Consider the following 13,034-nt stretch of genomic DNA (forward strand, 5'->3'; position numbering starts at 1 on the left):
GGTGTTACTCCTAGTGTCAGTGGTGATGAGGTCTTTACTGTTTGAGGGCTTTGTCCGTCATGGACTTCGCGCCTCGGGAGATGGCCAGTGTTCCGGAGCGGACGATCTCCCGAACCCCGAAGGGCTCCAGGACCGAAAGCAACGCATCGAGCTTATCGGCAGCTCCGGTGGCTTCAACAGTGAGTGAGTCAGTGGAGACATCCACGATTTTGGCGCGGAAGAGCTCCACGGCCTGGGTGACCTGCAGCCGGGTTGCGGCATCGGCCTTGACCTTGATGAGCAGGTGTTCCCGCTGCACCGATTGGGCCGGTTCCAGCTCAATGATCTTGATGACGTTGATCAGCTTATTGAGCTGTTTGGTGATCTGCTCCAGCAGGTGAGCGTCGGCATCAACCACCACGGTTATGCGGCTGAGGCCCTCGATCTCAGAGGGTCCGACAGCCAGGGAATGAATGTTGAAGGCTCGGCGGGCGAAGAGCCCGGAGACCCGGGAGAGCACTCCGGGGACGTCTTCAACCAGAACGGAGAGTGTGCGTCGTGCAACGCCGTCAGCGTTTGTGGGTGCCATCGCTTCAGTCGTCCTCTCCGTCGAAGTCGGGGGTGAGGTTGCGGGCAACCTGGATATCGCTGTTGGAGACCCCGGCCGGGACCATGGGCCAGACCATGGAGTCGCGGGAGACCACAAAGTCGATGACCACTGGGCGGTCGTTGATCTCCAGGGCCTGGGCGATGACGCTGTCGATATCCTCATCGCGTTCACAGCGCAGGCCCGCGCAGCCATAGGCTTCGGCGAGGGTCACGAAGTCCGGGATGCGCACCACCTGTTCGCCTGAGGGGTTCAGGGCAGTGTTGAGGTCGGTATTGGAGTAGCGGGACTCATAGAAGAGGGTCTGCCACTGCCGGACCATGCCCAGTGAGGAGTTGTTGATCACCGCGACCTTGATCGGGATGCCGTTGATCGCACAGGTGGCCAGCTCCTGGTTGGTCATCTGGAAGCAGCCGTCGCCGTCGATGGCCCAGACGGTGCGGTCGGGGTTGCCGACTGCCGCGCCCATGGCGGCGGGCACGGAGTAGCCCATCGTGCCGAGGCCACCGGAGTTCAGCCACTGGCGGGGGCGTTCATAGCCGACGAACTGGGCGGCCCACATCTGGTGCTGGCCGACTCCTGCCACATAGACCCCTTCGGGGCCGGAGGCCTGGCCGATCTTCTGGATGACCTTCTGTGGGGCGATGGCCCCGTCCTCCGGCTCTGTCCAGCCCAGAGGGTAGGTCTCGACCAGGCGGTTCAGGCGGGTCCACCAGGGGCCGAGATCCGGGCGTTCCTGGTTGCTGAAGACATCCTCCACCGCGGTGGCCAGTTCGGGGATGATCTCCTTCAACGAGCCCACGATCGGCACATCGGCGTAGCGGTTCTTGGAGATCTCGGCCGGGTCAATATCGGCGTGGATGACCTTGGCCTCTGGGGCGAAGCTCTCCAGCTGGCCGGTGACCCGGTCGTCGAAGCGGGCGCCCAGAGTGATCAGCAGATCGGACTGCTGCAGGGCCGCCACGGCGGAGACTGAACCGTGCATACCCGGCATGCCCACATTCAGCGGATGGGAGTCGGGGAAGGCGCCGCGGGCCATCAGGGTGTTGACCACCGGGGCGCCGACGGCCTCGGCCAGGGCCTTGAATTCCTCGCTGGCCTCGGCCTTGATGATTCCGCCGCCGAGGTAGAAGACCGGACGGTGGGAGGCGGCGATGAGTTTGGCGGCCTCGCGGACCTGTTTGGCGTGTCCGCGGGTCACCGGCTTATAGCCGGTGAGGCCCAGCTTCGGCGGCCAGGAGAAGGTGGTCTGGGCGGTCTGGGCGGATTTGGTGACATCGACCAGCACGGGTCCGGGCCGGCCAGTGGAGGCGATATGGAAGGCCTCTGCCATCACCCGCGGGATCTCGTCAGCATCGGTGACCAGGAAGGTGTGCTTGGTGACCGGGGTGGCGATCCCGACGATATCGGCCTCTTGGAAGGCGTCGGTGCCGATGACCGAGGCGTTGACCTGTCCGGTGATGGCCACCATGGGCACGGAGTCCATATGGGCATCGGCCAGTGGGGTCACCAGGTTGGTGGCACCGGGGCCGGAGGTCGCGAAGCAGACTCCGACCTTGCCGGTGGCCATCGCGTAGCCCTGGGCGGCGTGGCCTCCACCCTGTTCGTGGCGGACCAGGATGTGGTTGACCTTCTCGGAGTCCATCAGGGGGTCGTAGGTGGGCAGGATGGCTCCACCGGGGATCCCGAAGACGTCGGTGACGCCTAGTTCCTCCAGGCTTCGGATGATGGCCTGGCTGCCTGTGACAGTTTCGGGCGCAACGTTGCGCGCTGGTCCGTATATCCGCTCATCAGCGGTGGTCGTCGTCAACATACTCAATCCCTATCTGCCCCTGCACAGACGAAACCCCGGCCTTGGAGTCCCTGTGCGGGGCCCTCGTGCCGGGGTGATCGATTCGGTTCGCGTCAATGCATCGCAGTCGACCGCTCATTCCCCGGCGGGGGTAATGACGGGTACTACTACGGATAGCATTTGGCGCATATCCCTATCGAACACCGCCCTGTGACGGAAGTCAATTCTGCTACCAGTGTCTCAAACTGTGGACTATCCGCAGTAGGCACCTTCGGCTGCCGAGCGCACCAGTTTGGCGTATTTGCCCAGCACACCGGTGGTGACATACGGCGGCAGCGGCTCCCAGTCGGGGCTGTTGCGCCGGGTCTCCAGTTCCTGTTCCTCAACTACGAGGTCGATGGTCCGGTTGGGGATGTCCACCCGGATGGTGTCGCCGTCGGCGATATAGGCGATTGGCCCACCGTCGACTGCCTCAGGCGCGATATGGCCGATGCACAGTCCGGTGGTGCCGCCGGAGAAGCGGCCATCGGTGATCAGCAGGACATCTTTGCCCAGTCCGGCGCCCTTGATGGCACCGGTGATGGCCAGCATCTCGCGCATACCGGGGCCTCCCTTGGGGCCCTCATAACGGATGACGACGACGTCGCCGGCCTGGATCACACCCTCCTCGAGGGCTTTGAGTGCAGCCTGTTCGCGTTCGAAGACCCGGGCGGTTCCTTCGAAGATCTCGGCGTCGAAGCCGGCGGATTTCACCACTGCACCCTCGGGGGCGAGGCTGCCGCGCAGTACGGAGATTCCGCCGTTGTGGTGCATGGGGTTATCCAGGGTGCGGATGATCTTGCCGTCGATATCCGGCGGGTTGATGGCCTCGAGGTTCTCGGCCACCGTCTTACCGGTGACAGTGAGGACATCGCCGTGGATGAGTCCGGCATCCAGCAGTGCTCGCATCACAACGGGCACACCGCCGACCTTGTCCACATCGGTCATCACATGCTGGCCGAAGGGCTTGAGGTCACCCAGATGCGGGACCTTATCGCCGATCCGGTTGAAGTCCTCCAGCTCGAGGTCCACCTCGGCCTCGCGGGCGATGGCCAGCAGGTGCAGGACCGCATTGGTGGAGCCGCCGAAGGCCATGGTCACCGCAATAGCGTTCTCGAAGGCCTTTTTGGTGAGGATATCGCGGGTGGTGATGCCCCGGCGCAGCAGTTCGATGACGGCCTCGCCGGATTTATGGGCGTAGTAGTCGCGGCGGCGGTCGGCACTGGGCGGTGCCGCAGAGCCGGGCAGGGAGAGACCGAGGGCCTCACCGATGCAGGCCATAGTGTTGGCGGTGTACATACCGCCGCAGGCGCCTTCGCCGGGGCAGATGGCACGTTCGATGATGTCGAGGTCCTCCTCGCTCATCGTTCCGCGGGCGCAGGCACCCACGCCTTCGAAGGCGTCGATGAGGGTGACCTCTTTTTCGGTGCCGTCCTTGAAGCGGGCAGTGCCGGGCATGATGGACCCGGCGTAGAGGAAGATGCTGGAGAGGTCCAGGCGGGCGGCGGCCATCAGCATCCCGGGCAGGGATTTATCGCAGCCGGCCAGCAGGATGGAGCCGTCCAGGCGCTCGGCCTGCATCACAGTCTCCACGGAGTCGGCGATCACCTCGCGGGAGACCAGGGAGTAGTGCATTCCCTCGTGTCCCATGGAGATTCCGTCGGAGACGGAGATGGTGCCGAACTCCAGGGGGTATCCGCCGCCGGCGTGTACGCCTTCTTTGGAGGCCTTGGCCAGCCGATCCAGGGAGAGGTTGCAGGGGGTGATCTCATTCCAGGAACTGGCAATGCCGATCTGGGCCTTGGACCAGTCGTCGTCGCCCATCCCTACTGCACGGAGCATGCCGCGGGCCGGGGCCCGGGTGTAACCGTCGGTGACCTGCCAGGACCGCGGCTTCTCTGCCGAGGACGGGCCGGTCACAGCCTTGGGTGGAGTGTGCGGTGCGGTTTCCTCTGTGGGTGCGGACATGTGACTGATTCTACGTCTTCATATTCAAACTGCCCCAGCGTTTCAGTGGACTGTCTCACTATGCGAGTGACCTGGGCTTGTTAAGGCAATGTAAAGGTCCTGCTCCAACTGCGTAAACATTTTTCCTAAATCGGGGAGTTACTTTCAGATAATGTCAAGGGTGTCAGGTCTATGTGAAGTACATCACCTGGATCTGATCTGTCCGAGTGCACCCTGATGAAGGAACAACTTTGAGACGAGAAACCAATGGGCTCTCCCGCCTGGGCTGGGCCACAACTGTGGGGACACTGACAGTGTCCCTGGCAGGTCTGGGATTCGTCCCCGCCACTGCGACGGAGACTGATCCCATCGCCCCCAGTCCCGGTGGTGAGGGAGAAACCTCACAGCCGGCCACCGATTCCCTCGACCATGCCAGCGGGCGGGTTGCCGCCTATGTGGAGTTCGCCGATCTGGACTCCGCCACGGAGACGCTGCGGCAGAGCCACGGTGAGGATTTCGCCGATTCCGCCACCCGCAGCCAGAAGAGTTCGGCACTCTCCGATGCCGAGGCCCTGGTCACGCAGAAGACCGAGGAGGTTCTGGCTGATCTCCCCGAGGGGCAGTGGCTCTACGAGACCGGCGCTCATCTGACCGGCTTCGCCGTGGCCGCCGATGCCGCCGATCTTCGGCTGCTGCGCGAGCGCGAGGATATCGCCTCGGTGAAGCTCATCCCCGAGATGGAGGCGCTGAGCGAGCCTGACCTGGCCCTGGAGTTCGAGGATGAGATCAGCTCGAACTCCGGCAACATCATCCATACCGCCACCAATGAGGCCTGGTGGGAAACCGGGGTTCTCGGTGAGGATGTCACGATTGCGGTCATCGACTCCGGTATCGACTACACCCATGCGACCTTCAATGACGCCGAGGACGCCGGAACTGTCGAGGCCTATGAGGCTGCCCGGCACGACGGCGAGGTGGACTGGCCGCAGGGCAATGTGATCAACGGCTGGGACTTCGTCGGTGACGACTACATCGGGGAGGCCGGAACCACGGAGCCGGATCCCAATCCCATTGACACCACCACAGGACTGGCCAGTGGTCACGGAACCCATGTCGCAGCCACTGCCGCCGGCCGCGGTGTCGACGCCGACGGCAATACCTACACCGGCGACTACTCCGATCTGGACAACTATGCCCTGCAGGATTTCCAGGTCGGCCCCGGTGCCGCACCGGCTGCTGAGCTGGTTGCGCTGAAGGTCTTCGGCCGCGATGGCAGCACCCAGATGACCACCACGGCCCTGGACTGGGTCTATGCCCATAACCTCGACCCCGAGGCCTATGGCGGTGAGCCTGATGACTTCATCGACGTCGTGAATCTCTCCCTGGGCGGGACCTTCCCGGCCCCGGATCTGCCGGAGGCCCAGTATGTGGAGGCCCTGGCCGATATGGGTGTCACGGTGGTCTCCTCCGCGGGTAACTCCGGCGATATCCCCGGGGTCAGCGGTTTTCCCGCTGCCGCCCCGGATGCGATCTCGGTGGCCAGCTCTGTCTCCGGACAGTTCTTCTACGACGGCGCCGAGTTCTACTTCGACGGTGAGGAGGAGCCCGAGATCCTGGCCGGCCAGGCCTCGGTCAACTACTCCGGTGAGGGGATGAGCGAACCCGCAGAGCTGGTGACCCTGGATCCGGATAACTCCCTGGAGTATCTCTCCGGCTGTGAGCCACTGACCGAGGAGGACGCAGAACTGGTCGAGGGCAATGTCCTGGTCCTGGCATGGGACGACGACGCCGCCCTGCCCTGTGGTTCGACTCCTCGCTTCGATGTGGCTGAAGAGGCCGGGGCCGAGGGTGTGCTGCTGACCTCCACCCTGGAGGCCTTCGGCACCGGCATCGGCGGCAACGCCGAGACCCCCGGTATCCAGCTGCCGGCCTCCGATCTGGCCGGCTTCGCCGAGTACGATCCGGCCACCGGTGCAGTGGAGCTCACCCGTGAGGTGCAGCTGCGTCTGGATCCCGCCGAGTACAACGGCTCCGTTCCGGTGAGTGTGGATGAGGTCGCCGATACTGTTTCCGACTTCACCTCTCGCGGTAACCCCGGTTCCTTCGATCTGCTCAAGCCTGATCTGGCCGCTCCGGGCACCTCGGTGACCTCGGCGGACTCCGGCACCGGCACTGGTGCCTCCACCAGCTCCGGCACCTCGATGGCCTCGCCGTTTGCTGCAGGTGTTGCCGCCCTGGCTGTGGAGTCCCACGGCTGGTCCGAGGATGGTGGCTGGCTCAATGCCCAGCGCCATAAGGCACTGTTGATGAACACCTCCGCCCATGAGGTCACTATCGGTGATACCCCGGCTGGTCCCCAGCGGATCGGCGCCGGTCGGATCGATGGTGCCGCCGCGGTGGAGAACCGTGTGATCGCCTATGACGCGGAGAACCCCGGTCTGGTCTCCATGGCCTTCGATCCGGTGGAGGCCACCGAGGAGCTCTCGGTGACCCGTCAGCTGGTGGTGGAGAACTACCACGATGAGGATGTCACCCTGGGTCTGGACTACCAGGCGCAGCAGGATATCCCCGGTGTGACCTACCAGGTCCCTGAGTCAGTGACCGTTCCGGCCTCCGGCAGCACTGAAGTTAATGTGACCCTGAGCGTCTACGATGTCTCGGCACTGGCTAAGGTCATGGATCCCACCATGAATCCGGCCGATCCCGCACTGCAGGGCATCTTCCCCGGTCTGGTCCGCGAGTTCCTGGCCAGTGAGTCCGGATGGATCCAGCTGACCGGCGCCCCGGCTGCTGATCAGCTCAATGTGCCGGTCAACGCCAATGTGCGTCCGGCCTCTGCCACCACCGGTGATGATGTGCTCTTTGAGGAGGGTGCTGAGGACTCAGTACTGAACCTCACCGGCCGCGGTCTGGCCCAGGGTGAGGGCCAGGCTCGGTATGAGTCCCTGACCGCTCCTCTGCAGCTGGGCGCAACTCGCGATGCCACCGATCCCGAGGAGTTCGGCGCAGCCTCTGAGGCTGCCGTGGACCTCGCCGCGGTGGGCACCCAGTACTTCGAGGTGGAGGGCACTCCGATGATCGGCATCGGTATCGCCACCCATCACGACTGGGGCCGCTTCGGCGCCTGGGACTACTTCACGGTGGAACGAGAGACCGAGGACACTGTCTACGAGGCCTATGTAGGCCTGAGCAGCATCGATGATGTCATCGCAGACAGCACTATGGTCACGGTGGACGCCTGCGACACTGATGGTCTGGACTGTCAGCTGCAGGGCCGGACCCTGCCGTATCTGCGCGGCGGCGATGTGGACACCCGCCCCTATGACGGCAATGTCATGCTGGTGGCCTTCCCACTGGAGTGGTTCGGTCTGAGCGAGGAGGAGCTGGATTCCGGTGAGGCCGCCTTCGAGTTCTCCGTCTTCGGTCACTCCGGCGGCAGTGAGATCTCCTCTCTGGAGGGCATCACCTTCTCCCAGGCTCAGCATCTGCTCTTCGGCGATGCCGATGACGGGATCTTCTCCACCGCTGAAGGTTCCACTGAGATTCCGGTGACCCGTCCTGAGGGTCTCATCGGCCTCGGCGGTGACGAGGAGGAGGGTGACTTCACTGAGGTCGCCGAGCTGCTGCTTCTGCACCCGCATAACGCCGGGGCGGAGAACCGTTGGGAGATCGTCGACGCCTTGGAGCCTCGCGAAGAGGATGACGACGACGATGACGACGACGCCCCCGCGGAGTGGTCCTCCGATGAGGTCTACACCGAAGGTGATGTGGTGACCTATGAGGATGCCACCTTTGAGGCGCTCTGGTACAGCCAGAATCAGGTTCCCGGCGCTGATCCCTACAGCGCCTGGTCGGAGCTCGGTGAGGAAGTCGAATGCGGCTCCGAGTCGGTTCCCACCTGGGCTGAGAGCACCCGTTTCGAAGGTGGTGAGACTGTCGTCCATGAGGGCGAACTGTTCACCGCGAAGTGGTACAGCCGCAATCAGGAACCCGGTGACCCCTATGGTCCCTGGGAGTCCGGCGGCTCCTGCTGAGGGTCCTTAGATAGAACAACCCCCGTGGTCGGCACTGGTTTCGCACCGGTGCTGACCACGGGGGTTTTCTCAGCCCATCTGGTCGACGACTGTTTCGGCGACTTCGCGCATGGTCAGCCGGCGGTCCATGGAGGTCTTCTGGATCCAGCGGAAGGCCTCGGGCTCGGAGAGTCCCATGGTGGAGATCAGCAGGGATTTGGCCCGGTCGACCAGTTTGCGGGTCTCGAACTTCTCAGTCAGGGAGGAGACTTCCTGCTCCAGTGCGCGCAGTTCCTCGAACCGGGCGGCCGCGACCTCGATGGCCGGGACCAGATCGTTCTCCCCGAAGGGTTTGACCACATAGGCCATGGCTCCGGCTTCCCGGGCGGATTCCACGAGGTCACGCTGGGAGAAGGCGGTGAGCATCACCACTGGGGCGATCTTCTCCTCGGCGATGGTCTTGGCCGCGGTAATTCCGTCCATCACCGGCATCTTCACGTCCATGACCACGAGGTCTGGTTTGTGTTCGCGGGCCAGTTCCACGGCACGCTCACCGTTCTCGGCCTCACCGACTACCTCGTAACCGGCACCGGTGAGGATTTCGACGATGTCGAGCCGGATCAGTGTCTCGTCCTCGGCTACCAGGACCCTGCGCTGCTTGTACTCAGCAGTGGAGTTCTGGCCAGCGGGTTCTTCGGTTTCAGTCATGTCTCAAGCCTATCGGAGGCACTAGCTGAGCAGCTGATGAATATCCTCTGCGCTGAACTGGGCCCTGCCCATGGCTTCACTGGAGTCCAGCACCTGGCTGAACAGTTGGGATTTGGACTCCTTCAGTGCCATCACCTTGGATTCGATGGTGTCCTTGGCGACCAGCCGGTAGACCATCACATTGCGGCGTTGACCGATCCGGTGTGCCCGGTCGATGGCCTGTTCCTCCACCGCTGGGTTCCACCAGGGGTCAAGGAGGATGACGTAATCGGCCTCGGTGAGGTTGAGTCCGAAACCGCCGGCTTTCAGGGAGACGAAGAAGACTGAGGCCTCCCCGGATCGGAAGGAGTCGATGACCGCACCCCGGTTGGTGGTGGACCCATCGAGGTAGGCGCTGTAGAGCCCCTGGTCGGTGGCGGTGGCCCGGGCCTTGGTCAAAAACCGGGTGAATTGGCTGAGCACGAGGACGCGGTGCCCCTCCCCCACTGCTTCGCTGAGCAGTTCGCCCAGGGCTTCGAGTTTGGCCGAGGGTGCTTGGGAGTTCTCCACCAGGGAGGCGTCCAGGGCCAGTTGGCGCAGCAGGGTCAGGGACTGCAGGATTTTGAACCGGTTGGAGCCGAGGTCGTCCATAAGTCCCAGGATCCGGGCCCGTTCCCGCTGCAGCCGCCGGTCGTAGATCCGGCGGTGTTCCTCGGTGAGCTCCAGTTCCAGGATCTGTTCCTGTTTCGGCGGCAGCTCGGCGGCCACGGTCTCTTTGGTCCGGCGCAGCAGGAAGGGGCTCAGCCGCTGTTGGAGGCGTTGAAGCGCCTGCCTGTCCTGCTGTTTCTCGATGGGTTTGCGGTAGCCCTCGGTGAACTGTTCCCGGGTGCCCAGCAGCCCGGGGCAGCACAGGGAGACCACTGACCAGAGTTCTAGGAGGTTGTTCTCCATCGGGGTGCCGGTGATGGCCACCGTGAAGGGGACTTTGAGATCCCTGGCGGCCCGGTAGCCCTGGGAGGCGGGGTTTTTGATCATCTGCGCCTCATCCAGGATGAGACCGGCCCATTCAGCCTGCTGGTATTTCTCAGCCTCCATCCGGAACAGGGCGTAGCTGGTGATCACCAGATCTGCCTCGGCGATCCGGGTATTCAGGGTCACCCCGCTGCGCTGCAGGGTCTCGTCCAGTACTGCCACGGTGAGTCCGGGGGTGAACCGGGCTGCTTCGCGTTCCCAGTTGCTGACCACTGAGGTGGGGGCGATGATCAGGAAGGGGGCTGAGTCCTGCTCTGTGTCGCTGTTCTGGTTGTTGACCGTCTGTTGGATCATCGCCAGGGCTTGGAGGGTTTTGCCCAGGCCCATGTCATCGGCGAGGATTCCGCCGAGCTGGTGTCGGCGTAGGAAGCTCAGCCAGGAGTAGCCGTGCTTCTGGTAGTCGCGCAGCTCGGCGTTGAGTCCCTCGGGTGGTTCTTGGTCTTCGACTCCCCCGGTGAGTTCGGAGATGCTGCGCCACCAGCTGTTCTGGTCGGCTTCGACAATGTCGAGTTCGGTCAGTTCCTCCCAGAGGCTGACCTGGTAGCGGCTCAGTCGCAGAGAGTTGGGCTCGGTGTCGTTGAGGGTGCGGGCCTCTTCGATGACCAGACGCAGGTGTTCCAGTTCGGGGGTGTTCAGCGGGAGGTAGGTGTTGTCCTCGAGGATGAGCACCGATTCGCCGCGGGCTAAGGCGGTGAAGAGCTCTGAGAAGCTGATCTCCCGGTCCTCGACGGTGACTCGCAGGTTGAGGTCGAACCAGTCTCCTTCCTCGGCAGTGCCCTCTGGGGTCGGAGCGGGTGCCAGTTCCACAGTGGGGGTTTCGGTGATCCGCCGGTACTCAGGGCCCAGATCCGGGGGCAGACGACCTGCGGTGACCAGGACCGCATGGGCGTGGGAGCAGTCTGCACCTTCGGCCTCTGGGGAATCGGGGCAGCTGCAGGTGATGGCGGCGTCGTCGGCGGTTCCGGTGTGGGTCACCACAACGCGTTCATACCAGGTCCCGGCCCGTTCGGAGGCCACAACGGCCTCTATCCGTTCGGCCGTCCCTGAGGATTCCCGGCTGACAATAAAGGCAGCCTCAGCCAGATCACTGGACATAGGCCTGCGCTGAGATGGAGGTAGGAGCAAGGAAGAGGGGAAGTATACCCCTGTTGCGTGAGGCGCAAGCGAAGCGAGCGCCGACTTTAAGGCGCGAAGCTCGGCAAGGCTTTGCCGAGCGAGAGGCGGCGGGGCGTGAACCCGCCGCCGGGACAAACACTGTCCCCGAAGTGGGACTCGAACCCACACACCGTGAGGTACTCGATTTTGAGTCGAGCGCGTCTACCAATTCCGCCATTCGGGGGCCGGTCCAGTTTACAGGGCCGAATGCGCAGATTGCGCACTGGCCGCACTGGCGGCACTTCGTGAGGGCCAGGGGCCGATGGGTTCCTTGGTGGGCAGGCCTTCTCCGCGGCGCAGGGCCTCGACGTCGATGCCTCCGTCGGGGAGGTCTCCGATGCGGTGGACCTTGACCATATTGGTGGTTCCGGCCTGGCCTGGAGGTGAACCGGCGGCGATGACCACGAGGTCACCGTCCTTGGCGATGCCTTCCTCCAGCAGCAGTTTGTCCACCTGTCCGGTCATCTTGTCGGTATGCGGGGCGAATTCCACCCAGCGGGGCTGCACACCCCAGGAGAGGCACAGGATGTTGTGGGTGTGCTCCACATGGGTGAAGGCGAAGATGGACTGTTTGGGCCGCAGGCGGGAGAGCCTCCGGGCGGAGTCACCGGAACGGGTGAAGGTGGCCAGATAGGGCACCTCGAGCCGTTCGGCGATCTCATTGGCAGCCCGGGTGATGGCTCCGCCTCGGGTTTTGGGCTTAGTGCCGAGCTGCGGGATGCGTTCGAGGCCGCGGGCCTCGGTGGCCTGAATGATCGAAGACATTGTCTCCACGGTCTTGACCGGGTATTTGCCCACTGAGGTCTCACCGGAGAGCATCACGGCATCGGCGCCGTCGAGCACCGCATTGGCGCAGTCGGAGGCCTCTGCGCGGGTGGGTCGGGGGTTGTCGATCATGGACTCCAGGACCTGGGTGGCCACGATGACCGGCTTGGCCCAGCGGCGGGCCAGTTCGATGGCGCGTTTCTGCACCACCGGCACTTCTTCCAGCGGCAGTTCCACACCGAGGTCACCGCGGGCGACCATAATGGCGTCGAATGCGTCGATGACATCCTGCAGTGCGTCCACGGCCTGGGGTTTCTCCAGTTTCGCGATGACCGGGACGTAGCGGCCCTCTTCCTCCATGATCTGGTGGACGGCCTCGATATCGGCGGCATCGCGGACGAAGGACAGGGCGATCATGTCGAAGCCGGTGCGCAGGGCCCAGCGGAGGTCTTCCTCGTCCTTCTCGCTCAGGGCGGGTACTGAGACTGCGACCCCAGGGAGGTTGATGCCCTTGTTATTGGAGACCGGACCGGCGACGACGACCTCGGTGACCACATCGGTCTCGGTGACCTCTAGGGCACGCAGGGAGACTTTGCCGTCGTCGATCAGCAGGGTGTCGCCGGGTTCCACATCCTGGGGCAGGGTCTTCAGGGTCGTGGAGCAGATCTCCTTAGTGCCCTCGATATCCCGGGTGGTGATGGTGAACCGGTCGCCCTCATCGAGCTGGTGGGGGCCGTCGCTGAAGCGGCCCAGGCGGATCTTCGGGCCCTGGAGGTCGGCGAAGATGGCCACCGCCCGGCGAAGGTCACCGGAGACCTCGCGCACGGTGTTGTAGGTGTCCTCATGGACGGTGTAGTCACCATGGCTCATATTGACCCGGACCACGTCCACACCTGCCTCGATGAGTTCACGGGTACGTTCGTAGCCGGCTGTGGCCGGGCCGAATGTGGCAACGATCTTGGCGTGTCTCATGCCTCACCTCACGGGGTTGTCGAGCAGTACGGAACGCGGCGCGACG

7 protein-coding genes and 1 tRNA gene are annotated in these 13,034 nt (G+C 63.9%); 1 reads left to right on the forward strand and 7 read right to left on the reverse strand.

What is annotated here, in order from left to right:
• Positions 1-34: 34 nt before the first annotated feature.
• The 3 genes from ilvN to ilvD all read right to left on the reverse strand — a co-directional run bounded on the left by ilvN (position 35) and on the right by ilvD (position 4,385).
• Positions 35-568 (reverse strand): acetolactate synthase small subunit, encoded by a 534-nt coding sequence (gene ilvN / locus HGQ17_RS09365; protein ID WP_168887689.1) that lies wholly within the window; start codon positions 566-568, stop codon positions 35-37.
• A gap of 4 nt (positions 569-572) precedes the next feature.
• Positions 573-2,399 carry an acetolactate synthase large subunit gene (locus HGQ17_RS09370; RefSeq protein ID WP_168887690.1) on the reverse strand — a complete coding sequence of 609 codons (1,827 nt, stop codon included), beginning with the start codon at positions 2,397-2,399 and terminating at the stop codon, positions 573-575.
• A gap of 231 nt (positions 2,400-2,630) precedes the next feature.
• Positions 2,631-4,385: a dihydroxy-acid dehydratase gene (gene ilvD, locus HGQ17_RS09375; protein ID WP_168887691.1), complete on the reverse strand. Its 1,755-nt coding sequence runs from the start codon at positions 4,383-4,385 to the stop codon at positions 2,631-2,633.
• Between the two features lie 230 nt (positions 4,386-4,615).
• Here ilvD and HGQ17_RS09380 point away from each other — a divergent pair, with 230 nt between their 5' ends.
• Positions 4,616-8,398 carry a S8 family serine peptidase gene (locus HGQ17_RS09380; protein WP_168887692.1) on the forward strand — a complete coding sequence of 1,261 codons (3,783 nt, stop codon included), beginning with the start codon at positions 4,616-4,618 and terminating at the stop codon, positions 8,396-8,398.
• Positions 8,399-8,467: 69 nt separating this feature from the next.
• Here the strand turns inward: HGQ17_RS09380 and HGQ17_RS09385 are convergent, their stop codons facing one another.
• The 4 genes from HGQ17_RS09385 to pyk all read right to left on the reverse strand — a co-directional run bounded on the left by HGQ17_RS09385 (position 8,468) and on the right by pyk (position 12,988).
• Positions 8,468-9,085: an ANTAR domain-containing response regulator gene (locus HGQ17_RS09385; RefSeq protein ID WP_168887693.1), complete on the reverse strand. Its 618-nt coding sequence runs from the start codon at positions 9,083-9,085 to the stop codon at positions 8,468-8,470.
• A gap of 21 nt (positions 9,086-9,106) precedes the next feature.
• Positions 9,107-11,191, reverse strand: a complete 2,085-nt coding sequence (locus HGQ17_RS09390) for a DEAD/DEAH box helicase (RefSeq protein ID WP_168887694.1) — start codon at positions 11,189-11,191, stop codon at positions 9,107-9,109.
• Positions 11,192-11,353: 162 nt separating this feature from the next.
• Positions 11,354-11,435: transfer RNA gene (locus HGQ17_RS09395), tRNA-Leu, on the reverse strand.
• Positions 11,436-11,446: 11 nt separating this feature from the next.
• On the reverse strand, positions 11,447-12,988 hold the full coding sequence (gene pyk / locus HGQ17_RS09400; protein WP_168887695.1) for a pyruvate kinase: 1,542 nt from the start codon (positions 12,986-12,988) through the stop codon (positions 11,447-11,449).
• Between the last annotated feature and the right edge of the window lie 46 nt (positions 12,989-13,034).

Source organism: Nesterenkonia sedimenti, from assembly GCF_012641515.1.
Lineage (GTDB): Bacteria > Actinomycetota > Actinomycetes > Actinomycetales > Micrococcaceae > Nesterenkonia > Nesterenkonia sedimenti.

Coding starts and splice junctions, on each gene's coding strand:
- HGQ17_RS09370 (WP_168887690.1), bottom strand. CDS start 2,399: ATGTTGACGACGACCACCGCTGATGAGCGGATATACGGACCAGCGCGC.
- ilvD (WP_168887691.1), bottom strand. CDS start 4,385: ATGTCCGCACCCACAGAGGAAACCGCACCGCACACTCCACCCAAGGCT.
- pyk (WP_168887695.1), bottom strand. CDS start 12,988: ATGAGACACGCCAAGATCGTTGCCACATTCGGCCCGGCCACAGCCGGC.
- HGQ17_RS09385 (WP_168887693.1), bottom strand. CDS start 9,085: ATGACTGAAACCGAAGAACCCGCTGGCCAGAACTCCACTGCTGAGTAC.
- HGQ17_RS09390 (WP_168887694.1), bottom strand. CDS start 11,191: ATGTCCAGTGATCTGGCTGAGGCTGCCTTTATTGTCAGCCGGGAATCC.
- ilvN (WP_168887689.1), bottom strand. CDS start 568: ATGGCACCCACAAACGCTGACGGCGTTGCACGACGCACACTCTCCGTT.